The sequence below is a fragment of the Streptomyces sp. NPDC054757 genome (assembly GCF_053612185.1).
Map to the genome: position 1 here is coordinate 110,434 of NZ_JBSHBW010000014.1, position 22,783 is coordinate 133,216.

The 22,783-nt window shown below is 71.7% G+C and carries 19 protein-coding genes; 2 read left to right on the forward strand and 17 right to left on the reverse strand.

Annotated features, from left to right (window positions below; genetic code table 11):
- Positions 1–21: 21 nt before the first annotated feature.
- The 10 genes from cobM to hsaA form a co-directional block, all read right to left on the reverse strand.
- Positions 22–786, reverse strand: a complete 765-nt coding sequence (cobM, locus tag ACWGKJ_RS18515) for a precorrin-4 C(11)-methyltransferase (protein WP_385025829.1) — start codon at positions 784–786, stop codon at positions 22–24.
- On the reverse strand, positions 783–2,162 hold the full coding sequence (cbiE, locus tag ACWGKJ_RS18520; RefSeq protein WP_385025832.1) for a precorrin-6y C5,15-methyltransferase (decarboxylating) subunit CbiE: 1,380 nt from the start codon (positions 2,160–2,162) through the stop codon (positions 783–785). The genes cobM and cbiE overlap by 4 nt, the downstream gene beginning before the upstream one ends.
- Positions 2,163–2,280: 118 nt before the next feature.
- On the reverse strand, positions 2,281–2,559 hold the full coding sequence (locus ACWGKJ_RS18525) for a DUF6332 family protein (RefSeq protein ID WP_385025835.1): 279 nt from the start codon (positions 2,557–2,559) through the stop codon (positions 2,281–2,283).
- Positions 2,556–4,781: a LamG-like jellyroll fold domain-containing protein gene (locus ACWGKJ_RS18530; RefSeq protein WP_385025838.1), complete on the reverse strand. Its 2,226-nt coding sequence runs from the start codon at positions 4,779–4,781 to the stop codon at positions 2,556–2,558. The genes ACWGKJ_RS18525 and ACWGKJ_RS18530 overlap by 4 nt, the downstream gene beginning before the upstream one ends.
- A 238-nt stretch (positions 4,782–5,019) precedes the next feature.
- Complete coding sequence (locus tag ACWGKJ_RS18535) at positions 5,020–7,899, reverse strand: PDZ domain-containing protein (RefSeq protein ID WP_385025841.1); 2,880 nt, start codon at positions 7,897–7,899, stop codon at positions 5,020–5,022.
- A 287-nt stretch (positions 7,900–8,186) separates the two neighbouring features.
- Positions 8,187–9,875 carry an FAD-dependent oxidoreductase gene (locus ACWGKJ_RS18540; RefSeq protein ID WP_385027842.1) on the reverse strand — a complete coding sequence of 563 codons (1,689 nt, stop codon included), beginning with the start codon at positions 9,873–9,875 and terminating at the stop codon, positions 8,187–8,189.
- A 112-nt stretch (positions 9,876–9,987) separates the two neighbouring features.
- Positions 9,988–10,485 (reverse strand): flavin reductase family protein, encoded by a 498-nt coding sequence (locus ACWGKJ_RS18545; protein WP_385027839.1) that lies wholly within the window; start codon positions 10,483–10,485, stop codon positions 9,988–9,990.
- Entirely contained in the window at positions 10,473–11,366 is an 894-nt protein-coding gene (locus tag ACWGKJ_RS18550; RefSeq protein ID WP_385027836.1) for a VOC family protein, read from the reverse strand. The genes ACWGKJ_RS18545 and ACWGKJ_RS18550 overlap by 13 nt, the downstream gene beginning before the upstream one ends.
- Before the next feature lie 14 nt (positions 11,367–11,380).
- On the reverse strand, positions 11,381–12,241 hold the full coding sequence (gene hsaD / locus ACWGKJ_RS18555; protein WP_385027833.1) for a 4,5:9,10-diseco-3-hydroxy-5,9,17-trioxoandrosta-1(10),2-diene-4-oate hydrolase: 861 nt from the start codon (positions 12,239–12,241) through the stop codon (positions 11,381–11,383).
- Positions 12,238–13,413: a 3-hydroxy-9,10-secoandrosta-1,3,5(10)-triene-9,17-dione monooxygenase oxygenase subunit gene (gene hsaA / locus ACWGKJ_RS18560; protein ID WP_453315767.1), complete on the reverse strand. Its 1,176-nt coding sequence runs from the start codon at positions 13,411–13,413 to the stop codon at positions 12,238–12,240. The genes hsaD and hsaA overlap by 4 nt, the downstream gene beginning before the upstream one ends.
- A gap of 103 nt (positions 13,414–13,516) precedes the next feature.
- Between hsaA and ACWGKJ_RS18565 the strand changes: the two genes are divergently transcribed.
- Entirely contained in the window at positions 13,517–14,386 is an 870-nt protein-coding gene (locus ACWGKJ_RS18565; RefSeq protein WP_385027827.1) for an IclR family transcriptional regulator, read from the forward strand.
- A gap of 111 nt (positions 14,387–14,497) precedes the next feature.
- On the opposite strand, the gene ACWGKJ_RS18570 is transcribed toward ACWGKJ_RS18565, so the two are convergent.
- The 6 genes from ACWGKJ_RS18570 to ACWGKJ_RS18595 all read right to left on the reverse strand — a co-directional run bounded on the left by ACWGKJ_RS18570 (position 14,498) and on the right by ACWGKJ_RS18595 (position 19,754).
- Complete coding sequence (locus tag ACWGKJ_RS18570) at positions 14,498–15,556, reverse strand: 2Fe-2S iron-sulfur cluster-binding protein (protein ID WP_385027824.1); 1,059 nt, start codon at positions 15,554–15,556, stop codon at positions 14,498–14,500.
- Complete coding sequence (locus ACWGKJ_RS18575; RefSeq protein WP_385027821.1) at positions 15,549–15,749, reverse strand: hypothetical protein; 201 nt, start codon at positions 15,747–15,749, stop codon at positions 15,549–15,551. Before ACWGKJ_RS18575 ends, ACWGKJ_RS18570 begins: the two co-directional genes overlap by 8 nt.
- Position 15,750: 1 nt before the next feature.
- Positions 15,751–16,887, reverse strand: coding sequence for a Rieske 2Fe-2S domain-containing protein (locus ACWGKJ_RS18580; protein WP_385027818.1), 1,137 nt, complete (start codon positions 16,885–16,887; stop codon positions 15,751–15,753).
- 132 nt (positions 16,888–17,019) lie between these two features.
- The gene (dmpG, locus tag ACWGKJ_RS18585; RefSeq protein ID WP_385027815.1) at positions 17,020–18,042 is read right to left on the reverse strand and encodes a 4-hydroxy-2-oxovalerate aldolase; all 1,023 of its coding nucleotides are present in this window, start codon (positions 18,040–18,042) and stop codon (positions 17,020–17,022) included.
- A gap of 10 nt (positions 18,043–18,052) precedes the next feature.
- On the reverse strand, positions 18,053–18,964 hold the full coding sequence (locus tag ACWGKJ_RS18590) for an acetaldehyde dehydrogenase (acetylating) (RefSeq protein ID WP_385027812.1): 912 nt from the start codon (positions 18,962–18,964) through the stop codon (positions 18,053–18,055).
- A 7-nt stretch (positions 18,965–18,971) separates the two neighbouring features.
- The gene (locus ACWGKJ_RS18595; protein WP_385027809.1) at positions 18,972–19,754 is read right to left on the reverse strand and encodes a 2-keto-4-pentenoate hydratase; all 783 of its coding nucleotides are present in this window, start codon (positions 19,752–19,754) and stop codon (positions 18,972–18,974) included.
- 733 nt (positions 19,755–20,487) lie between these two features.
- On the opposite strand from ACWGKJ_RS18595, the gene ACWGKJ_RS18600 reads away from it, so the two are divergent.
- Entirely contained in the window at positions 20,488–21,459 is a 972-nt protein-coding gene (locus tag ACWGKJ_RS18600) for a tyrosine-protein phosphatase (RefSeq protein ID WP_385027806.1), read from the forward strand.
- Positions 21,460–21,557: 98 nt separating this feature from the next.
- Here ACWGKJ_RS18600 and ACWGKJ_RS18605 read toward each other — a convergent pair whose 3' ends face one another.
- Positions 21,558–22,724 carry an acyl-CoA dehydrogenase family protein gene (locus ACWGKJ_RS18605; RefSeq protein WP_385027803.1) on the reverse strand — a complete coding sequence of 389 codons (1,167 nt, stop codon included), beginning with the start codon at positions 22,722–22,724 and terminating at the stop codon, positions 21,558–21,560.
- Positions 22,725–22,783 lie beyond the last annotated feature (59 nt).

Here is a 22,783-nt window from a genome sequence, read left to right on the forward strand (position 1 = left end):
CCGACAGCGGGCGGTCGGCGGTCAGGCTCCCGGGGCGGGCAGGCAGTCCCGTTCCCGCTCCGGCGAGTACAGGTGGCTGTCGCCGAACTGTTCGGCGCCGAGGGTGCGGCCCACCATGATGACCGCCGTGCGCAGGATCCCCGCTTCCGCGACCTGCCCGGCGAGGGTGTCGAGGGTGCCGCGCAGAACGATCTCGTCGGGGCGGCTGGCCAGGGCCACGACAGCGGCCGGGCAGTCCGCGCCGTAGTGCGGCAGCAGCTCAGCCACGACCCGTTCGGTGTGCTGCACCGCCAGGTGGAGCACGATCAGCGCGCCCGACGCGCCGAGTGTGGCCAGGTCCTCGCCGTCCGGCATGGCGGTGGCCCGCTGGGCGACGCGGGTGAGGATCACGGTCTGGCCGACTGTGGGGACCGTCAGTTCGCGCTTCAGCGCGGCGGCCGCCGCAGCGAAGGCGGGAACCCCGGGCACCACCTCGTACGCCACCCCGGCGGCGTCGAGCCGGCGCATCTGCTCTGCCACCGCGCTGAAGACCGAGGGGTCCCCGGAGTGCAGACGGGCCACGTCGTGGCCCTCCTGGTCGGCGCGTACCAGTTCGGCGGTGATCTCGTCCAGGTCGAGCTGCGCGGTGTCGGTCAGCCGGGCGTCCGGCGGGCATTCGGCGAGCAGTTCACGCGGGACCAGGCTGCCGGCGTAGAGACAGACACCGCAGGAGGCGAGCAGACGGGCGCCACGCACCGTGATGAGGTCCGCGGCGCCGGGTCCGGCACCGATGAAGTACACGGTCATCTGTCGTCTCCAGGAAGGGGTGGGTACGGGTTCTTCTCGGCGTCGGTCATGTCGGCGTCGGCCATTTCGGCTTCGGTCATATCGGCTTCGGTCATATCGGCTTCGGCGCTCTCGACCGTCTTCCCGACGTCCCTCTCGGCGCTCTTCCCGACGGCCCATTGGGTGACCGGCATGGCCTGCCGCCAGCCGGTGAAGCCCCCGACCGGCACGGCGTGCGCGACGGCGAGGCGCACCAGGTCACCGCCGTGGCGGCGGTACCGGTCGGCGAGGAGCGCCTCCGACTCCAGCGTCACGGTGTTGGCGACGAGCCGTCCGCCGTCGGGCAGGGCGTCCCAGCAGGCGTCAAGCAGCCCCGGGGCGGTGAGTCCGCCCCCGATGAACACCGCGTTCGGCACGGGCAGTCCGGCCAGCGCGTCCGGGGCCGCGCCGGTGACGACGCGCAGCGCGGGGACGCCGAGCCGGGCGGCGTTGCGGGCGATGCGCCCGGCCCGCACCGGATCGCGCTCGACGGTGACGGCGCGGCAGGACGGGTGGGTGCGCATCCACTCGATGGCGATGGAGCCCGAGCCGCCCCCGATGTCCCAGAGCAGTTCACCGGGGGCCGGGGCGAGCGCGGCCAGGGTGGCGGCGCGCACATGGCGTTTGGTGAGCTGGCCGTCGTGTTCGTACGCGTCGTCGGGCAGCCCGGGGACGGCGCCGGTCCTCGGGGCGCCCGGGGTACGGCGGCAGTCGACCGCGATCACGTTCAGCGGGTCGCCGGGCGGATGCGGCCAGCTCGCGGCCGTGCCCTCGATGAGGTTCTCCCGCTCGCCGCCCAGCTGTTCGAGCACCCGTATCCGGCTCGCTCCGAAGCCGTGCCCGGTGAGGTGCGCCGCCACGTCGGCCGGTGTCGCGGCGCCCGCGCTGAGCACCAGGAGCCGTCGGCGGTCGTGCAGCGCGGCGGCCAGCCGGGCGATGGGCCGGCCGACCAGGGTGATGGCCTCGGTGTCCTCGACCGGCCAGCCCAGCCTGGCGCAGGCGTACGAGACGGAGGAGGGGTACGGCAGCACCCGGAGCCCGCCCTCGCCCAGCACCTCGGTGAGCGCCCGCCCGATGCCGTAGAACATGGGGTCCCCGCTGGCCAGGACGGAGATCCGGCGCCCGGCGTGGGCCGCGAGGATGCGGGGTACGGCGGGGCGCAGCGGTGTGGGCCACTCCACCCGCTCGCCCCCGCACCGCGCGGGGAGCAGCCCCAGCTGGCGTGGGCCGCCGACGAGGACCTCCGCGTCGAGCAGGGCCTGCTGCGCCGCGGCGGGCAGCCCGTCCCAGCCGTCGGCGCCGATCCCGACGACGGTGACGGGCGCCGGGGCGGGGTGCGGGGGCGGTGCGGGGGCCACAACCGGTTCCTCAGGTTCGGATCGGATCAGTACCGGGTCGCATTCTGTCGGGACGCCTGTGACATGCACAAATCCCCGGCGAAGACCCCCGGGCTCCCCCGGGCTCCCCTCCGCCCCTTCAGCGCTCCGGCACACCCGTCCCCCTGCCGGGCCCCGGCGTCCGGCGTCCGCGTTCGAAGGTACGCAGCACATGCACCACGCGCACCACCGCCAACAGCCCGGCGGCCACCGTCCCCGTCGCCACCAGGGCCGCCGTGACGCGGTGCGGCAGATTCCATACGGCCGCGGGACCGGCGATCACGCCGAACACCACCGCGCCCAGGAAGCCCGCACTGGCCAGGGCGTAGCCGATCTCGACCGTCCGGGCGTCACGGTCGGACCGGCCACCCCCGCTCATCGCCCGGCTCCCTTCCCCAGCGAGTAGTGGCCAGCCGCCCGTGCGGCGCTGAGCACCCCCGGGTAGACGGCCGTCTCGTCCAGCTCACCCTTGAAGAAGCCGCTTGTGGGGCGTGAGGGCCAGCCGGTCAGGGTGTCGCCGCCGACCCGCCAGTACCCGCTCGACCTCTCGCTCTTCGTCACGGTGTTGCTCTTCAGGAGGTGGCCGTCGGCATACAGACGCATCCCGGTCGGGCCCTGCGTCGCGACCATCTGGTGCCATTTTCCGTCGTTGTACGCCTTGGGGCTCACCAGCGTCCTGAGTCCGTCGGCGCTCACCCCGAAGACGAGCTTGCCCGCGTTGGTCATGTACACCTGCTTGTCGTACTTCTTGCTTGCGGCCGTCGTGTTGTCGCCGAAGCCGATCAGTTTTCCGCCCGTCTTGCTGGTGGTCCTGAACCAGGTCTCCAGGCTGTACTTGACGGGCGCGGCGTACCGGCGGTCGCTGTATATCCACTGGTTGGTGCCGTTGAACCCGATCGCGGTCGACGGGCCGCCGACCGCTCCAGGAGTCTGGCGCAGTGCGGGGGCGTTGGCGTCCACCCCGGAACGGTTCGCGCGCGACGAGTCCGCCACGAACGGCGCCGTGCGGTCGTCGTAACGCCAGTAGAGCGAGGCGCCGTCGCCGAGGACCGCGGTCGGATAGCGCTCGGCCGCGGATGTCGCGGTGGCGGTGACGGCAGCCGACTTGGCACTGGTGTTGCCCGCCGCGTCGGATGCGGTGATCCGGTAGCTGTAGCTCTTGCCCTTGGTGACCGAGGTGTCCGTGACGGAGATCTGCGGGCGGTCCCACATCAGCGAGTCGGCCCGTACGGTCGCCATCGGTGTGGCGGCCCCGTCGCGGTACACCTTGTACGTCAGCTTCGAGTCGTCCGTGTCGAAGGCGGCGCGCCAGCTGATCCGCACCTGCCCCGGCTCCGCACTGGCCGCCGCGCCCACCGGGACGGTCGGCGCTCCCTTGTCCCCGGTGGATGCGAACCGGGTGAGGCTCTGGGCGGCGGAGCGGTTGACGGTGGTGAACTCGCCGCCCGACCACAGGTACTGGGTGGATCCCGCGGTCGCGATGGTCAGTGCGCGCGGACCGATGCCCTCGCCGTTGCCGTCGTTGGTGTCGGGGAACCAGCCGAGCTTGCCGGTGCCCGTGGTCGGCTCCGCGAGGAAGTGGTGGCGCGGCCCGTTGGGGAACTCGCCGACGCTGGAGCAGTCGTGGGCGTGCGAGGCGCTGTAGAGCACGCCCTTGTACGACTTCACCGACTGGGTGGCGCCCAGGCAGGTGTCGCGCCAGCGCTGGCCGAGTGTGCTCGCGTCGAGCGCGATACGGCCGTCGAACACACCGAAGCCGGTGCCCTCGTTGCCGGTGTAGATCCCGGTGGCGTCCGTGTCGAGCGTCTTGACCACGGAGTTGGTCTCGATGAAGCCCGGGTAGGCCTTGGCCACCTTGCCCGACTGGGCGTTCACCACGGCGAGGGCGTGCGACGTCACTCCGTTGACCTTGAAGAAGTCACCGCCGAGCACAGCGTTCTTGCCGTCGGGTGTGAGGGCGAGGGCGCGGCCCGGTGCGTCCGCGTCCGCGGTGAAGGGCAGCACGGCCCCGGTGGACGCCTTGACGGCCGCGAACCGTGCGCGCTTCTGTCCGCTGACGGTGGCGAAGTCACCTCCCGCGTACACCGTGTCCTTGGTCACCGTCAGCGCGCGGACGGTCGCCGCGAAAGCGGGCCGGAACGAGGCCCTGGGCTTGCAGGTGGCGATGTCGACGGCCACCAGGGAGGAGACCTTGGTGCCGTTGACCGCGCCGAAGTAGCCGCCCGCGTAGAGCGTCTTCTTGTCGGGGGACACCGCCAGGGCCCGCACCGTGGCGGTACCGCTGCCGACCGTGAAGGAGAGGGAGCAGCCGGTCGGTGCACCGGTGGCCGCGTTGAAGGCGGCGAAGTTCACCGCGGACCGCGCCTTGCCGGAGGAACCGGCCGGCGGCCGCAGTGCGGAGAACGTACCGCCCGCGAACACCACGCCGTTGCTCTGGGCGAGCGCCCAGACGATCCCGTTGGTCTGCCAGGTCGGCAGCGCGTCCGCCGTGAACGCCACCGGCGGGGTGATCGCGGACGCGTCCGGCGCGGCGACCACCCCCAGACCGGCCGTGGCGAACGACAGGGCGAGAGCCGCCGACAGCGTTCTTGATCTCTGCATGAACCCCCCAGAAGAAGAACCGGGCTCCGTCCGGAGGACCGCGGAACATCCGGAAACACCACAGGCCGGGGGAGACGGGTCGTAGCGCCCCACCCCAACCATCCCGTATCCCACGGTACTTGCCGGAAGGACGTCCCACCCGCCACTCCCCCGTGGTGGCCGGAACCGGTTGGGGCGGGCGGGGCGCCCTGCCGCGGGTGCGCCACGTGTGACGCCCGCCCCTCGGCCCGGCCGGATCTCAGCTCCGTACGGTGAACCCGTCCACGATCATGTACTGTCCGCTCTCCATCGTTCCCGTGAGGGTGTGCACCCCGGCCGGGAGGCCGCTGACCGAGTAGAGCTTCTGCTGGTACTGGCGGGAGCCGCTGGTGGCGTCGGCCGTCTCCCGGTGGACTCCGTCGACGGCGATGTCGATCTTCCCCTCGTCCGCGTTCAGTTCGGTGAGGAAGTCGGCTCCCGTCCCGTTGAAGGTGATGGTGAAGGAGTCACCGACGGCGGTGGTGGCGTCGATGTCGTCCTGGAAGGAGCCCTGACCGCCGGCCTGGGCGCCGCGCCACCCCCAGCCGCTCCCGGTGTAGGTCACGCCCGCGGTGTTGTTGTACTCCTGCGGCCCGGTGGGCTTGACCAGCGTGACGGTGGTCGCGGACTGCGCGCGCCACACGCCGAGGGTGACGGTGCTGCCGGGCGCGAGCCTGTGGTAGACGGTCCAGAAGCTGTCGCGGTCGCTCACACCGGTCCCGTTCACCGACCGGATCACGTCGAGCGGGCGCAGCCCCTGCCCGTACGCGTAGGAGGTGGCGGGGACGCTCGGCAGGTAGAGGCCGTCCAGGTCACCGAGTCCGACGGCCGACTGGGTCTCCTTGTCGTGGATCTGCCGGGCGGTGGCGCCCATCAGCGGCTCGGGCTGGGTCTCGATGACGGTGTCGGGCGCGGGGGCGGCCGGCAGGACGACCGCGGGGGGTGTCGCCTCACCCGGCCTTCCGGTGCCGAAGCGGTCCATCGGGAGGTCCACGAATCCCAGGGCCTTCGCGGGCGAGTCCGGGGCCGGTGTGTAGTCCGTCATGCCGGGTGATTCCCATGGCGATCCCCCGGCGAACCGCGGGTCCGCGGTGACCGAGTGGGTGTCGAGCCGGTTGGCGCCCCAGACGCCGGGCAGGCTGACCGGACGGCCGGCGGCCCAGAACAGGTTGTGGTCGGCGGTGTACTCGGCCGTGGCGGGATCGCTGCCGGTGAGCGCGTAGGGCGAGTCCGCCAGGATGATGTTCCTGCTGATGGCGTCGTCGTTGTCGCGGTGCGAGATCTGCTCGTAGACCGATCCGCCGACCAGGATGTTGTTGGTGACCGTCCGCCGGAATCCGTCGCGCAGCTTGATGCCTGCGCCGAGGAGCAGATTGTTCTTCACGACGTAGTTGCTCGATCCGTCGTCCAGGTCGACGGCCCATTCGCTGTTGTGCCAGATCCGGTTGGAGCTGATCGTGATCGGCTGTACCACGTCGAGCAGCGCGTAGCTCTTCTGCAGCGCGTCGGACTCCGCGCTGGGGTTGGTACTGGGCCCGGCGATGGGCCAGTAGCGGTCCCGGCCCCAGGCGTTGACGGGCCCGTGGTCCGAGGTCTCCTTCACACAGTCGAAGATGTCGTTGTACTGGATGCGGTGCCCGCCCCAGGTGCCGTCGTTGACGTTGACGCAGGAGCGCGGACTGCCGTGGATGGTGTTGTGCGCGACGGTGACGCGGCTGCTCATCGAGATGTTGACTCCGGCGCTCTGCTTCTCGAACCGGCCCATGTCCGCCATGCTGTTGCCGCTGATGTCGATGTCGCGCGGATAGTCGTCGGTCCTGGGTCCGGGGGTCAGGTCGGTGGGCGGATCGACCATGTGCGCCCAGGTCGAGGGGTTGCGGACGGCCCGGGTGGAGCCGACCACCTGGACGTCGCTCGCGCCGGACCCCGAGAAGCTGTTGCCGGTGACGGCGTCGCCCTTGTTGTAGCCGTCGATGAAGACACCGTTGCCGCCCACCTGGGCGAAGGAGGAGCGGGAGACGGTGATGTTCCTGGCGTTCTTGATGTGGACGGCCCCGGCCCGTGCCACCGCCCAGTCCCCGAGTTGCAGCGGCTCGTACGGGGTGTCGAAGAGGGTCCGGTGGGTGGCGGTGTAGGTGAAGCCGTCGAATGTGAGGTCGTGGACGGGCCGTGCGGCGGACGCGCCCTCGACCCGGACGAGTTCGTCCAGCTCGGCCGTGTCGACCGTGGTCCTCGACAGATCGGTGCCGGCCGGCGGAATCACGTACAGCTTCCCGGTGTCCTGGTCGTAGAACCACTCGCCGGGCGCGTCGAGTTCCTCGAAGACGCCTTCCGCGACCACGTGTTGGGTGTCCACCTCCCCACCCCGGTTGTTGTCCCCGGCCCACTTCAGCTTGAGGCCGGATGCGTCGCGCCCGGTGATCGTGTAGTCGTTGCCGCCCCAGTGGGAGGAGTGCAGGCCGCGGATGTCGCCGGTGGAGGGGTTCTTCCAGTGCGCGGAGCGGGTGTTGAGGGCGGCCATCGTGGTCGAGCCGTTGAGTACGGCGGTGTCCGGATCGAAGTCCGGGTAGCGGGCGAGCACCTGCCGGGCGCCGCCCACGAACAGCCCGTCGACCTTGTGGTGTGCGCCGATGTCCGCCACCCGGACCGCACTGTTGTGCCGGTCGGTGGTCCACCCTCCGCGCACCCTGCGGCCCCCGCTGAGCACGGCCCGCTCGCCGGGGTACGAGGAGTAGGTCACCGGCGCCGACGGGCGGCCGGAGTCCGCGGCGCCGAACTTGAGGGTGGCGGTGAGGTGGTAGGTACCGCCGCGGACCCACACATGGACCGGGTGCCCGGACCTGGTGGCCTTGCGCGCGGTGGTCTGCGCCGCCGCCAGGGTCAGCAGGGGCGCGCGGGTGGAGAGCCCGGAGTTCCGGTCGCTGCCGGACACCGATACGTAGATGTTCCGGCCCGAGGGGGCGTGGGCCGCTGCCGCGGTGCCCGCGGTGAGCGCGGGCGCCGCACCCACCGCCAGGGCGGTGAGGACCGCCGCCGTCGCGAGCCGCGCTTTCGCGGGGGCTCTGCCTCCTGGTCTGCTGCCGTCCAGGCTGCGATGCACGTCTGACTCCCTGCCACGTAGGGGCCGCTGTCGCACAGATCCCTCTGCCGCGAGCAGCTTTCATCGGATGTATCAGCGAATTCGCGATCGGGCGGAACTCTGCTATCCGCTTCATCCGGGTGTCAAGAGGTGCGACATCGAATCAACAGCCAACCCAAACCATCCAGTTGTCCGATGTATAAGGAACAAGGAAGACAGAAAAGACAGGGAAAGCAGGGAAAACAGGAGACACGCGGGAGGGGGCGGTCAGCTCTCGACCGCCCCCTCCCGCACCACCCCGGCCAGGGTCACTGCCTGCGTACGCCCTTGAGCTGCTGCGCGATGTCGCCCACCGCCGCCCAGCTGAACGTCATGGCAGGGCCGATGGTCGCCCCGGGCCCGGGATAGGTCTCCCCCATCACCGCGGCCGACACATTGCCCGATGCGTACAGCCCCTGGATGACGGTGCCGTCCTCACGCAGGACGCGCGCGGACCCGTCGGCCACCAGACCGCCCTTGGTGCCGATGTCCCCCGGGTGGACGGGGATGGCGTAGTACGGCGCCTTGTCGAGCGGCGCGAGGTTGGGGTTGAGCAGCGTCGGGTCGCCGTAGTACCGGTCGTAGACGCTCTCGCCCCGCTGGAAGTCCTCGTCGCGGCCCTTCCGCGCGAAGCCGTTGAACCGGTCGATGGTGGCGCGCAGCCGTTCCGGTTCCGCGCCGATCCGGGCGGCCAGCTCGGGCAGGCTCCGGGCCTTCTTGACGAAGCCGCTCGCCAGCCACTCCTTCGGGAAGGACTGGCCGGGGAAGAGGCCCATGAAGATGTAGCGGGCCTTGGAGCGGGCGTCGAGGATCAGCCAGGACGGCACGGTGGAGGCGTCCGGCCGGTCGTTGGCGTACATCTCGTCGACGAACTGGTGGTACGGAGCGGCCTCGTTGGCGTACCGCTCCCCCGCGCCGTTGACGATGACCATGCTGGGGATCCCGCGGTCGGCGACGAGGAAGAACGGCTTGTCGTCCGGTCCAGGCGGGACGACGGACGGGGCTCCCCAGACCTTGTCGAGCAGGTCCGTGGCGGCCCCTGCCTCGACGCCGATCCGCAGCGCGTCGCCGGTCTGGCCGTCCGACGCGGAGGTCCAGGCCGTCGAGGTGGGCGCGGGCAGGTACTTCTCGCGCAGCGTCTGGTCGTGCGAGAAGCCGCCGGAGGCGAGGACCACACCGCCGTGTGCCCGGATGGTGACGGGTGAGCCGTCGCGTTCGGCGCGTACCCCGGCGATCCTGCCGTCCTCCTCCACCAGGCCGGTGAGCGGGGTGGAGAGCCACAGCTCGCCGCCGAGCGCGTCGAGCGACTGGCGCATCCGGGCGATCAGGGCCTCGCCGAGCGCGATGGGTTTCGCACCTCTGGCCAGCGCCCCGGCCGCCTGCATGCCGACCTTCAGCGAGGTCCGCCGGCCCTTCCAGGTGCGGGCGACCATGTTGAGGAAGCGGAAGTCGTACGAGGTGATGGTGAGCCCGTACGTGGGCAGGCCGGCCCGGCGCATGGTGGCGCGGCGTTCGGGCGGCAGCTTCTTGAAGTCGAAGACCAGCGGCTCGATGGAGCGGCCCTGCGGGTAGCCGCCGAGTGCTTCGGGGAAGTAGTCCGAGTAGCCGGGGGTGTAGGCGAATCTGACCGTGGTGCGGTCGTGGAACTCGCGGACCATGCGCGGTCCGTGCTCCAGATAGGCGTCCTTGCGCTCGACGGGCACCCGGTCGCCGACGGTCGCGTCGAGGTACGCGCGCGCCTTGGCGGGGGTGTCGCCGAGCCCTGCGTCGTCCAGATGGAAGTTGCCCGGTACCCAGATCGCGCCGCCCGACAGGGCGGTGGAGCCGCCGTACAGCTCCGTCTTCTCGATCACCAGGGCGGTCAGGCCACGCAGCCTGGCGGTGATGGCCGCGGCGAGTCCGGCGGCGCCGGATCCGACGACGACCACGTCGTAACTGTGGTCCCAGCGGGTGTTCATGGTGCGGTCCTCTCCGGCCGGGCGCCGGCCGGCGCCGGCCCCCGGTCACATGGCACGGCTGTGGCGCGCCGCGGGCACGGGCGGCCGGCGCGGCCGGTGCGCGCGCCGCGGTTCATCGGAAGTCGCCCGCCGCGTAGGCGCTGCCGAAGTAGAGCAGCGGCGATCCGTCGGGCCTGGCTGCGAGTTCGAGCACTTCGCCGGTGACGACGAGGTGGTCGCCCGCCTCCTGGACGCTGTGCAGTGCGCAGTCCACGGTGGCCAGGGCGCCGTCGATCCGTACGGTGCCGTGCTCCGACACCGTCCAGCCGACGCCGTCGAACTTGTCGCCCCCGCGTCCGCCGAGCGAGGCGCAGACCTCGCGCTGCTCCTCGGCGAGGACGCTGACGGCGAAGCGTCCGGTCTCCGCGACGCGCGGCCAGCTGGTCGACGCCTTTCCGACGCAGAGCATGATCAGCGGCGGGTCGAGGGAGAGCGAGGCGAAGGACTGGCAGGCCAGGCCCACCGGTCTGCCGTCGCCGCCTGCGGAGGCGACGACCGTGATGCCGCTGGCGAACCGGCCGAGCACCTCGCGGAAGGCGGCGGGGGCGACCGGTTCCGTCAGCCGTTCCACTGGTGGCCCCAGAAGCTGTCGGCCGTCATCTCCTTGGCGACCCAGGTCGTGTCGTCCACGAGGCGGCCCTCGGTGCCGTACTCGACCTGGAAGCCGCCGGGGGCCTGGGCGTAGAAGGACACCATCAGGTCGTTGGTGTGCCGGCCGAGCGAGGACGCCACGGGGATGCCCGCGGCGTGCAGGCGGTCGAGCCCGCGGCCCACGTCGTCGAGGGTCTCCACCTCGACCATGAAGTGCACGATGCCGGGCTCGATCAGGCCGGGGAAGAGACCCAGGCTGTGGTGGCGGGGGTTGCACCCCATGAAGTGCATCCAGTGGAAGTCGCGGCCGGCCGGGGCGCCGGAGACCATCGTTGCGGGCAGCCGCATCGAGTCGCGCAGCCGGAAGCCGAGGAGCTTCTCGTAGAAGTCGTACGACTCCTCGATGGCGGGCGCGGGGAGCACCACATGGCCGAGGCCCAGGTCGCCGGTGACGAAGCGGTTGCCGTACGGGGTGACGGCCGGGCTGTGGTCCTGCGCCTGGCCCCAGAAGATCTCCAGCTCGTTGCCGGCCGGGTCCTGGCAGTGGAACATGCCCTGCACCCGCCGGTCGGCCAGCTCGTCCGCCTTGGCGTCCTCGATCCGCACCCCGGCCGCGGTGAGTTCCGCGCGGGCGGTGTCGAGCGCTGCGGCGTCGCGTACCTCCCAGCCCGCGGCGAGGAGCCGGTCGGTGGCGCCGCGGACGACGGTGATGCGGTGCGCGCGGTCGTCGAGACGCAGCCGCAGGGTGTCCTCGGTCGAACCGGGCGCCTCGATCATGCCGAGGACGTCGAGCGTGAAGGCACGCCACTCGTCGAACCTGGCGGTTTCCAGACGCAGATAGCCCAGTGTGCGAATGTCCATGAACCCGGTGCCTCTCAGTGCGTGAAGAAGTCGACGGCGAGCCGGTTGAACTCGTCGGCCTGCTCGGTCTGGGCCCAGTGGCCGCAGTGCGGGAAGACATGCAGCCGGGCGTCGGGGATCGCCTTGAGCGCCACCAGTGCTCCGTCGAGCGGGTTGGCCCGGTCCTCGCGGCCCCAGGTCAGCAGGGTGGGCGCGGTGATCCGGTGGGCCTCGCGCCACAGCATGGTGTCCTGCTGCCAGGCCGGGTTGGCGAAGGACGCGGCCATCCGGGCGTTGCCGAGCCTGGCGCCCGGTCCGGTGGCCTGGGCCCAGCGCTCCTCGATCAGCTCGTCGGTGACGATCGCCGGGTCGTAGGCGAGTGTGGTGAGGAAGGTGCGCAGCTGGTCCTTGGTGGACTCGGCCGCCGCGCTGAACTCGAAGAGCCGCTTGATGCCTTCGGTGGGGTCGGCGGCGAAGAGGTTGAGGGAGATACCGCCCGGCCCCATCAGCAGGAGCTTGCCGACCTTCTCCGGGTGGTTCAGGGCGATGCGTACGGAGGTGCCGCCGCCGAGCGAGTTGCCGATGAAGTGGGCGCGGGCGATGCCCAGTTCATCCATCAGGGCGGCCACGGCGTCCGCGCTGTAGCTGAAGAAGTCCTTGTCGAGTTCGGGCTTGTCCGAGCCGCCGAAGCAGGGCTGGTCGACGAGGAGGGTACGGAAGTGCTCGGCGAACACCGGCAGGTTGCCGCCGAAGTTGGACCAGGCGGAGGCGCCGGGGCCGCCGCCGTGCAGCATGATCACGACGGGCGCGCCGGGGTCCGCGGGCCCCGCCTCGTGGTAGTGGAGGGTGAGTCCGGCGGCCGTCGCGGTGCGCGAGGTGGAGGCGTGGTCGATCACAGCATCGTGTCCTGGGGGTCGAGGCCGAGGGCTCCCCGGCCGAAGAGGACGAGCGCGCGCTCGGGGTCGTTGGCGGCATGGCCGCGGGCGTTGTGGGCGTCGCGCCAGGCCCGCTGGATCGCGTTGTCCCCGGTGCGCATGGCGCTGCCGCCGGCGTTCTCCATCAGCAGGTCGACCGCGGCGACGGCCCGCTCGGTGGCGAGCACCTGGTCGCGGCGGGTGCGGGTGCGCAGCGCGGTGGGCAGATCGTCGCCGCGTTCGGCGCACTCGTACAGGTCCGAGATGTTCCTGATGAGCTGGAGCCAGGAGGCGTCGATGTCGCTGGCGGCGCGGGCGATGCGCACCTGGGCGAAGGGGTCCTCGGCGACCTGCTGCCCGTACGAGACGCGTATCCGCTCTCGGGTGGCGGCGACATAGCTGTCGTACGCGCCTTCGGCGATGCCGATCACCGGGGTGGAGATGGTGGTGGTGAAGACCGAGGCGTACGGCAGGCGGTAGAGCGGTTCCGGGTTGTGCTGGATGCCGGGGGCCCGCAGGGCGGTGACCGGTCCGAAGCTCAGGGCGCGGTGCTCGGGGACGAAGGTGTCCTCGATGATGATGTCGTTGCTGCCGCTGCCGCGGAGTCCGACGGTGTCCCACACGTCGTCGATGCGGTACTCGGTGCGCGGCACCAGGAAGGTCCGCATGTCGACCGCGGTGCCGTCGGCGTCGTGGATGATGCCGCCGAGCAGCGCCCACTCGGCGTGGTCGCAGCCGGACGAGAAGCGCCAGCGCCCGGAGAGCCGGAAGCCGCCTTCGACGGGGGTGACCTTGCCGGTCGGGGCGTACGAGGAGCAGATGCGGACCCGGTTGTCCCGGCCCCACACCTCGTCCTGGGCGCGCCGGTCGTACAGGCCGACGTGCCAGGGGTGCACGCCGACGACGGAGGCGACCCAGCCGGTGGACCCGCAGGCCCTGGCGATCTCTCTGACGGCGCGGTAGAAGACGGCGGGGTGTGCGGCGAAGCCGCCGTACGCCCTCGGCTGGAGGAGCCGGAAGAATCCGGTCTCGGCGAGTTCCTTGATGGAGGTGTCCGGCACGCGGCGCAGCGCCTCGGTCTCGGCGGCGCGCTCGCGCAGGGTCGGGGCAAGGGCCCGCACTGCGGCGAGGACATCGTCGGCACTCATGCGCATCCCCTCTCGGTCGTCCTGGATGGATGCGAGGAACCTACGCTTTTACTATTCCGAAACGAAATACCTTCTTCCCGCTGAGCGGGAACCGTGGAAGCCTCACGTCATGGCAGAGCAGCCGCCCTCACTGTTGGAGAAGGCCGCCCTGGTGCTGGGCGCGTTCGAAGGCCCGGCACCCCGGCTGACGCTGACCGATGTGATGCACCGGTCGGGCCTTCCGCGCTCGTCGGTGCACCGCATACTCGATCAGCTCGTACGTCTACGCTGGCTGGACCGGGAGGGCCGGGACTACCGGCTCGGTATGCGGATGCTGGAGCTGGGCGCCCTGGCCTCGCACCACAACCGGCTGCGCCGGGCGGCCCTGCCGCATCTGCACACGCTGCACGAGTCCACCGGGCATGTGGCACACCTCGCCGTCCTCGACGGGCCCGAAGTGGTCTATCTGGAGCGGATCGGCGGCGCCCAGGACGGGGGCGTGCCCTCGCGGGTGGGCGGCAGGCAGCCGGCGTACTGCACGGGGACGGGCAAGGCGATCCTCGCGTTCAGTGAGGACGCGCTCGTCGCCGAGACGGTACGGGCGGGACTGCGGCCGCGTACGGCGCGGACGATCACCCGGCCGCAGGCGTTCCACGAGGAGCTGCGGCGGATCCGGGAGCGGGGCGTGGCCTTCGACGTGGAGGAGGCGTTCCGCGGGGTGTCCTGTGTGGCGGCGCCGCTGCGGGGCGCGGGCCGGGCGATCGCTTCGGTGTCGCTCTGCGGCAATGGCACCCACCGCGAGCTGGAGCGGCTGGCCCCCGTGGTGCTGGCCACGTCCCGGGCGGTGTGGCGCTCGCTCTTCGGGCCGGGGCGCGCCGAGGCCCGTACGCGGACGGCCCCCGCCCCCGCGCCGCCGCCCGCCCCCGCGGTGGCTCCGCCCATCGACCCCGCCGAGATGGACAACATGATGTCGTGGCTGCGGTTCGCCGACTGGATGTGAGGGATCGGGCCCCGGGGGGGGGCCGGGCGGACCTGGACCGGGGCGCAGGCCGGGGCAGCCACGGGGCGGCAGGCAGGGCAGCTCAGGCAGACAGGCAGACAGGCAGACAGCTCAGGAGTAGCTGATGCTGATCCGCTCGCAGGCCGGCAGCGCCTGGCAGGCCAGGATGTATCCCTCGGCGCGGTCCTGGTCGTCCAGGACCTCGTCGTGGGCCACGGTGACCTCCCCTTCGAGCACCCGGCAGGCACAGGCGGCGCACGCCCCCTCCCGGCAGGAGTAGGGGGCGTCGATACCCGCGGCGAGCAGGGCGTCGAGCAGCGGTGTGGCGGCATCCCAGGCCACCCGGTGGGTCTCGCCGTCCAGCTCGACGACCGCCTCGGCGGCTTCGCCCCGGGCCCCGGCGGGCTGCTCGGCCGGAGCGGCCGGGACCGGGGCCCGGAAGACGTCGCCGCTGAGGGAGAAGAACCGCTCCCGGTGGATGGCGGCGGGCTCCGCCCCCGCCGCGCGGAGGGCGGTGTCCACCGCGTCCATGAAGGGCGCGGGCCCGCAGAGGTACGCGCGGTGGCCGGCGTAAGGGCCGAGGAGTCCGGTGAGCCGGTCGGCGGTCGGCAGGCCGTCGAGCACCTCCAGCCAGTGCAGGACGAGGAGACGCCGGGGATGGGCCTCGGCGAGTTCGCGCAGTTCGTCCCGGAAGATCACCGAGGCCGCATCGCGGTTGGCGTACAGCAGCACGACGCGCCCCTCGCCCCCGGCCAGTGCCGACTTGGCGAGCGAGATCACCGGGGTGATGCCGCTGCCCGCCGCGGCCAGCAGCACATCGCCGTCCGGCGGACCTGAGCCGAAGGTGCCGGCCGGTGGCAGCACCTCCAGTTCGTCGCCCTCGCCGATGTGGTCGCAGAGCCAGTTGGAGCCGTGGCCGCCCGCCACCCGCTTCACCGTGATCTTCATCGGTTCACCGGAGTGCGGGGAGCTGGCGAGGGAGTAGCACCGTGCGGCCACTCCCCCGTCCGGCCCCGGCAGTCTCAGGGTCAGGAACTGGCCCGGCCGGTAGGCGAGTGCGCCATCGGCCGGGTCCAGTTCAAAGGAGTACGCGTCCGCCGTCTCGGCCACCACAGCGGTGACCCGGACCCGGTGCGTCCGGGCCGCCGGCACCTGGGGCAGCTCAGGCATCGGCCACCGCCAGCCGTCCGTCACCGACGGCCCGGTCGATGCTGTCGCGCAGGGCCGCGCAGGTACGCATCCGGTCCCGGTACTCGTCGCAGACCTCTGCCGCCTCGGCCGTCCACTGCACCGAGGTGTGGGCCATGGAGAACTTCTCGCACAGGACCTGGTTGCCGCAGGCCGCGCACTCGACCGGTGTCATGTCAGCCCTCGCTCCGGTGACGCGCCACGTTCTCGTCGACCTCGCGCCGCCACGCGGCGGTGGCCCGGGAGGTGTCGATCTCGAACTCGAAGCGCTGGGTCATCTCGTCCTTGACGTCGCCCGCGTTCACATAGAACTGCTCGTACCAGCGGCGCAGTTGGTAGACCGGGCCGTCCTCCTCCGAGAGGAGCGGGTTGTCGATACGGGTCTTGTTCTTCCAGATGTGCACGTCCTGCTCGAAGCCGACGGCCAGCCCCTCCGATGTGAGCCGGGCGGCGTCGGCCGCCTGTTCGTCGGTCATACCGGGCAGCTTCTTGACGATCGCGCCGTACATCAGCAGGAAGCTGTCGGAGTCGATCGGATAGTGGCAGTTGATCAGCACGCTCTCCATGTCCACGTCCGCGCCGACATCGCTCCACATGTAGTCGATCATGTAGGAGGGGCCGTGGTACGAGGCGTCGGAACGGAGCACGCCCTCGGTGCTGAGAGTCCCGAGGTCGACGTCGCCGCGGGGTGAACTCTCCATGTACTGGGTGGCGGTGTGCCCCTCGAAGACGTTCTTGAAGTACGTCGGGAAGCAGTAGTGCACGTAGAAGAAGTGCGCCATGTCGACCACGTTGTCGACGATCTCGCGGCAGTTGGAGTTCTCCACCCGCAGGACGTTCCAGCTCCAGTCGCTCCACTCGTCGCTGAAGGCCCCTTCGATCCGCGGGATGACCACACCGGGCGGCGGCGGGTTTCCCTCGGGGTCGTGCCAGACGAAGAGCTGTTTGTTCTCCTCGGCGGTGGTCCAGGCCCGGGTCCTGGCCCGCGGCGGCACCCGGCGCGCGTAGGGGATCCCCGCGCAGCGGCCGTTGCCCGACCAGCGCCAGTCGTGGAAGGGGCAGGCGACGGCGTCGCCCTTGACCGTGCCCTGGGCGAGGTTGCCGCCCATGTGCGGGCAGTAGGCGTTGAGGACGTGCAGTTCGCCGTCGTCCTGGCCCTGGAAGACCACGAGCCGGGTGCCGAACGCCTCGATCTCGTGCGGCTGCCCGTCCTTGAAGGAGTCGGCGAGGCCGAGGCAGTGCCAGCCCCGCGCGAAGCGGGTGGGCGGCGCGGCCGCCTCAATGACGCGGACTTCCTCGCTTGCTGCGGTCATCTTGTGCCTCCTTGGTGGTGGTTGACGCGTCGGGACGGGCTCCGCGGCTGCTCCGGACCTGCCGGACCGGGGCCGGGCGGGGTGCCGGACCGGGGCCGGGGGTGCCGGGCCGGGTTCCGGGTCAGCGGTTGGTCAGCGGTCGGCGGAGAGTTCGAGCGCGATGTCGATCAGCTGGTCCTCCTGGCCGCCGACGAGCCTGCGCTCCCCCGCGCGCAGCAGGATCTCTGCGCCGGAGACCCCGTACCGTCCGGCCTGCCGGTAGGCGTGCTTGAGGAAGCTGGAGTAGACGCCCGCGTGCCCCATCAGCAGGGCGAGCCGGTCGAGCCGGCACTCGTCGTCCATCACGGGGCGTACGGCGTCCTCGGCCGCGTCGATGATCTTGAGTACGTCGATACCGGTACGGATGCCCATCTTGGCGCAGACGGCGACGAGCGCCTCCACGGCGGTGTTGCCCGCCCCGGCGCCGAGCCGGCGGGTCGAGCCGTCGATCTGCAGCGCTCCGGCCCGGATCGCGGCGATCGAGTTGCCGGTGCCGAGTGCGAGGTTCTCGTGGCCGTGGAAGCCCACCTGGGCGTCGTCGCCGAGTTCGGCGACGAGGGCGGCGGTCCGGTCGGTCACGTCGTCCATGACCATGGCACCGGCCGAGTCGACCACGTACACGCACTGGCAGCCCGCGTCGGCCATGATGCGGCCCTGCCCGGCCAGGGTTTCGGGGGTGGTGGAGTGCGCCATCATCAGGAAGCCGACGGTCTCCAGGCCCATCTCGCGGGCCAGCCCGAAGTGCTGGACGGAGATGTCCGCCTCGGTGCAGTGCGTGGCGATGCGGCAGATGGCGGCGCCGTTGGCGTGGGCGGCACGGATGTCGTCCTTGACGCCGAGCCCGGGGAGCATCAGGAAGGCGATGCGGGCCTGCTTCGCCGTCTCCACCGCGGTCTTGATGAGGTCCTGTTCGGGGGTGTGCGAGAAGCCGTAGTTGAAGGAGGAGCCGCCGAGTCCGTCGCCGTGCGTGACCTCGATGACCGGGACCCCGGCGCCGTCGAGTGCGGTGACGATCGACCGTACGTGCTCCACCGTGAACTGGTGGCGCATGGCGTGCGATCCGTCCCGCAGGGATGAGTCGGTGACGCGGATGTCGAGCGTGTCCGAGTAGGGCATCTGGTACTCCTCAGCGGCCGGACGCGAGGAGCGCCTTGGCGAACTCCTCGCCGACCTTGGTGGCGGCGGCGGTCATGATGTCGAGATTTCCGGCGTACGGCGGGAGGTAGTCGCCCGCGCCCTCCACCTCAAGGAAGACCGCGACGCGCGCCATGCCGCCGTTCTCCGGGGTGGGGTCGTCGAACTGCGGCTCGGAGCGCAGCCGGTAGCCGGGCACGTACGAGGCGACGTCCTCGGCGACCTGCTTCACGGAGAGGGCGATGGCGTCGCGGTCGGCGTCCTCGGGGATGGCGCAGAAGACGGTGTCGCGCATCATCACGGGCGGGTCCGCCGGGTTGAGGATGATGATGGCCTTGCCGCGCTCCGCGCCGCCGATGTCCTCGATGCCGCGGGAGGTGGTCCGGGTGAACTCGTCGATGTTGGCGCGGGTTCCCGGTCCTGCCGACACGGAGGAGACGGAGGCGACGATCTCGGCGTACCGGACGGGGGCGATCCGCGAGACGGCGTAGACCATCGGGATGGTGGCCTGCCCACCGCAGGTGATCATGTTGACGTTCGGCTGGTCGAGATGGGCGCGCAGGTTCGCGGGCGGCACCACAGCCGGTCCGACCGCGGCCGGGGTCAGGTCGATGGCGCGGATGCCGAGTTCGGCGTAGCGCGGGGCGTTGGCCCGGTGCACGCCGGCGGAGGTCGCCTCGAAGACGAGGTCCGGCCGCTCGTCCCCGTCGAGCAGCGGGCCGACTCCGTCGGAGCCGGCCTCGATCCCGGCGGCGCGGGCGCGGGCCAGCCCTTCGCTGGCGGGGTCGACGCCGATCATCCAGCGGGGCTCGATGTACGGGGACCGCTGGAGCTTGTACAGCAGGTCGGTCCCGATGTTGCCGGAGCCGACGATGGCGGCGGTCGCCTTGGTCCTGTTGGTCATCATCACCTCAGATGAAGGAGAGCGAGACCGGGCCGAGCCCGGTGAAATCGGCGGTGTACGTCTGGCCGGCCGCGACGTCGACAGCCCTGGTGCAGGAGCCCGGCAGTACCAGATGGCCCTTCTTCAGCGGGACGCCGAAGCGGGCCACGGTGCGGGCCAGCCAGGCCACGGATGCGGCGGGGTCGCCGAGTACGGCGTCGCTGCGGCCCGCGGCGATCTCCTCGTCGCCCCGGCGCAGCACGGCGTCGATGGCCTTGAGGTCCAGTTCGCGCGGGTCGCGCCCGTCACCCGTGACGTATCCGGCGGACGAGGCGTTGTCGGCGACGGTGTCGGCGATGGCGATGCGCCAGTCGGCGATCCGGCTGTCGATCAGCTCGATGGCGGGGACGACGCGTTCGGTGGCGGCGAGTACGTCCGCCGTGGTGCAGTCCTCACCCGGCAGGTCGTCGCCGAGTACGAAGCCGACCTCGACCTCGATGCGTGGCGCGCAGTAGCGGTCGACGCGGACCGGCCGGTCCGCGGAGAGCCGCATGTCGTCCAGGAGGTGGCCGTAGTCCGGCTCGTCGACGCCCATCATGCGCTGCATGACGGGTGAGGAGAGCCCGACCTTGTGACCGTGCACGGCGGCTCCGGCGGCGACCCTTCGGCCGATGCCGAGCAGTTGGATCTCGTAGGCGTCCTCGGTTCCGATGCCGGGGAACAGCTCGGTCAGCGGGGCGATGGGCCGCCGGTCGCGTTCGGCCGCGCCGAGGGCGTCGGCGGCGGTCTGCCGTTCACTGGCCGTGAGCATGGGCGGTCCTCCGCAAGGGTGTGGGACTGAGGAGTGGTGGGGCTGAAGGGGTGTGGGGCTGAAGGGGACTCGACGAGCCGGGCCCGTGGGGCCGTACCGGAACTGGTGGGACCACGCGTGGTGCGACGCCGGTGACGGGACTGTCCGCCGAGGCTAGGCCGCGGCCCCCGGCGACGCCGAGCGGCGGCTCCCGCTGAGTGGGAAACCCGCGCGTTCCTGTCCGGGGCGCGGGGCGGCGGGCGCGGCCGGGGGTGATGGTGTTCCCGCAGGCAGCGGGCGTGCGACGGCTGTACGGGAGGGGCGTCGGGGCCCAGTGGGGCGGGGCCCGGCCGGGTCCCGCGACAACCACGGCTGCGGCACCTCCCCCGGAGAGCGGATCCGCTGCTACCTTCCCGTCCAGCATCCGTCCGCCGGCCCCGCGGAGCAGCGCGGACGCCCTGTCCCCTGCCGTACTGGCCTGCCCGTTCCCGTACCGGGTGGACGTGGGCCGCCGCTGTCCGTACGGCACTTCACCGCCTGCCCGGCGGGCCCCGGTGTCCCGGACGGCCGGACCGGACCGCCGCTCCGGGGGACCGCCGCTCCGGGGGGATCGACTCATCGGGGCCGCCTTCATCGGGGCCGCCGACGGCGGGGCGGACCGGCCGCGCGGCACGCCCTCCGCGGCCACCGCACCGCTCCGGTCCCCGCACCTCACCCCTGCCCCTTTCCCTTCCCCACCCTGGGAGTTGTTCCGATGCCCCGTACCCGAAAGCCGATCCGGCGGGCGAACCCGAACCGGGCCGTCACCGGCGCCGTCACCGCCGTGCTCAGCACGGCCCTGGTGCTCACCGGCTGTTCCAGCACCTCCACCCCGTCCCACCCCTCGCCCAGGAGCACCACAGCTCCCGCCACCGGCACCGGAGCCGCGTCACCGGCCGCCCGGCACATCGCGCTCAAGGGCGCGGTCAACGTCCGTGACCTGGGCGGTTACCGGACCGCCGACGGCAAACAGCTGCGCTACGGCGTCGTGTTCCGCGGTGACTCACTCGGCAAGCTCACACCGGCCGATCTGACCGCGGTGTCGAAGCTCGGGCTCAAGTCGGTGGTCGACTTCCGGCTTCCCCTCGAAGTCAGGACGGACGGCACGGACCGGCTCCCGAAGGGGGCGTCCGCTGTCCCCCTGCCGATCGACGACACCGGGCTGTACGAACGGACGACGGCGGCCATCGGCAGCCGCGACCCGGCCACCCAGCAGAAGGCCCTGGGGGACGGCAGAGGCGCGGAGACGATGCGGCGGATCTACCGCACCTTCGTCACCGAGGCGGGGGCGCGCCGCCAGTTCGCCCGGGTGCTGGACACCATCGCCGAAGGCAAGGGGCTTCCGCTCCTCTTCCACTGCACATCGGGCAAGGACCGTACCGGCTGGATGAGTTACGTCCTGCTGCGGGCGGTGGGTGTCCCGGCCCGCACCGCCGAGTCGGACTATCTGCTCTCCAACACCATCCGCAGGGCCGCCGACCTCAGGACCCGCGCGGGGCTGAAGAGTTCGGGGGTCATGAAGGATCCGCAGCTGATCGTGCCGCTGCAGGAGGTCCGCAAGGAGTACATCGGTGCGGCGCTCGGCGAGGTGACCCACCGGTACGGCGGTTTCGACGGCTATCTCTCGAAGGGACTGGGCCTGGACGCCGGGACGCTGCACAAGCTCCGGGCGAGGCTGCTGACGTAGCGGATGCCCGGCCCCCGGATGCCGGGAACGCCGCCCGGCTGCCGGGGCGCCCGGCGGCGGCGCCCGGCCGGGGCCCGGCACCGGGCACCCGGCCGGGGTCAGGCCCGCGCCTCCTTCGGCAGGCCGAGCACCCGCTCCGCGATGATGTTGCGCTGGATCTCGTTCGACCCGGCGTAGATGGTGTCGGCGCGTGAGAAGAGAAAGAGCCGCTGCCAGTCGTCCAGGTCGTACGGCGCGCCGTCCGCCAGCATGCCGCCCGCGCCGCGGACATCCATGGCCAGCTCGCCGAGCTCCTGGTGCCAGGTCGCCCAGTAGATCTTGCTGATGGATGCCTCCGGCCCGGGAGCCCCGGCGGCGGCGCCGTCCAGCATCCGCAGGGCGTTGAACCGGATGATCTCCAGACCGGTCCAGGCGCGGGCAAGCCGGTCGCGGACCAGCGGGTCGTCCGCCGCGCCGTTGCGCCGTGCCAGAGCGATCAGCGCCTCCAGCTCGCGCCGGAACCCGACCTGCTGGCCGAGGGTGGAGACGCCGCGCTCGAAACCGAGGGTGGCCATGGCGACCCGCCAGCCGTCGCCGGGATCCCCCACGACGTTCTCCGCGGCGGTGCGGGCCCCGTCGAAGAAGACCTCGTTGAATTCGCTGGTGCCGGTCAGCTGAGTGATGGGCCGTACGTCGATCCCCGGCTGGTCCATGGGCACGAGCAGACAGGAGAGCCCCTCGTGCCGGCGGGCGCCCTGGCCGGTGCGGGCCACCAGGAAGCACCACTGGGACTCATGGGCCAGCGAGGTCCAGATCTTCTGGCCGGTGACCGACCACCCGTCCGCGTCCCGCTCGGCCCGGGTACGGACATTGGCGAGGTCGGAGCCCGCTTCGGGTTCGCTGTATCCCTGGCACCACAGTTCGCCGACCGATCTGATCCCCGGCAGGAAGCGGGCCCGCTGCCCGTCCGTACCGAAGGCGATGAGTGTGGGGCCGAGCAGCTGTTCACCGATGTGCCCCACCCGGGCCGGGGCGTCGGCCAGTGCGTACTCCTCGTGGAGGGCGACCTGCTCCTCCAGGGTCGCGCCGCGTCCGCCGTACGCCTCCGGCCAGCCGACGCAGGTCCAGCCCGCAGCGGCCATATGCCGCTCCCAGGCCAGCCGTTCGGCGAACGCCTCGTGCTCCCGGCCGGGACCGCCACGGCCCCTGAGCGCGGCGAACTCTCCGGTGAGCGCGGACCGCAGCCACGTACGGAACTCCGAGCGGAACGTCTCGGTACTGCCCATGACACCTACACCTGCCAAACGATCGCTGGGGAGAGGAGATAAGGGAGAAGAGGGGTGGC

What these genes read in the sequence shown, in the direction of transcription:
- cobM (WP_385025829.1), bottom strand. Translation starts at nt 786, where the DNA reads ATGACCGTGTACTTCATCGGTGCCGGACCCGGCGCCGCGGACCTCATC.
- ACWGKJ_RS18525 (WP_385025835.1), bottom strand. Translation starts at nt 2,559, where the DNA reads ATGAGCGGGGGTGGCCGGTCCGACCGTGACGCCCGGACGGTCGAGATC.
- ACWGKJ_RS18530 (WP_385025838.1), bottom strand. Translation starts at nt 4,781, where the DNA reads ATGCAGAGATCAAGAACGCTGTCGGCGGCTCTCGCCCTGTCGTTCGCC.
- ACWGKJ_RS18540 (WP_385027842.1), bottom strand. Translation starts at nt 9,875, where the DNA reads ATGAACACCCGCTGGGACCACAGTTACGACGTGGTCGTCGTCGGATCC.
- ACWGKJ_RS18550 (WP_385027836.1), bottom strand. Translation starts at nt 11,366, where the DNA reads ATGGACATTCGCACACTGGGCTATCTGCGTCTGGAAACCGCCAGGTTC.
- hsaA (WP_453315767.1), bottom strand. Translation starts at nt 13,413, where the DNA reads ATGCGCATGAGTGCCGACGATGTCCTCGCCGCAGTGCGGGCCCTTGCC.
- ACWGKJ_RS18565 (WP_385027827.1), top strand. Translation starts at nt 13,517, where the DNA reads ATGGCAGAGCAGCCGCCCTCACTGTTGGAGAAGGCCGCCCTGGTGCTG.
- ACWGKJ_RS18570 (WP_385027824.1), bottom strand. Translation starts at nt 15,556, where the DNA reads ATGCCTGAGCTGCCCCAGGTGCCGGCGGCCCGGACGCACCGGGTCCGG.
- ACWGKJ_RS18575 (WP_385027821.1), bottom strand. Translation starts at nt 15,749, where the DNA reads ATGACACCGGTCGAGTGCGCGGCCTGCGGCAACCAGGTCCTGTGCGAG.
- ACWGKJ_RS18580 (WP_385027818.1), bottom strand. Translation starts at nt 16,887, where the DNA reads ATGACCGCAGCAAGCGAGGAAGTCCGCGTCATTGAGGCGGCCGCGCCG.
- dmpG (WP_385027815.1), bottom strand. Translation starts at nt 18,042, where the DNA reads ATGCCCTACTCGGACACGCTCGACATCCGCGTCACCGACTCATCCCTG.
- ACWGKJ_RS18590 (WP_385027812.1), bottom strand. Translation starts at nt 18,964, where the DNA reads ATGACCAACAGGACCAAGGCGACCGCCGCCATCGTCGGCTCCGGCAAC.
- ACWGKJ_RS18595 (WP_385027809.1), bottom strand. Translation starts at nt 19,754, where the DNA reads ATGCTCACGGCCAGTGAACGGCAGACCGCCGCCGACGCCCTCGGCGCG.
- ACWGKJ_RS18600 (WP_385027806.1), top strand. Translation starts at nt 20,488, where the DNA reads ATGCCCCGTACCCGAAAGCCGATCCGGCGGGCGAACCCGAACCGGGCC.
- ACWGKJ_RS18605 (WP_385027803.1), bottom strand. Translation starts at nt 22,724, where the DNA reads ATGGGCAGTACCGAGACGTTCCGCTCGGAGTTCCGTACGTGGCTGCGG.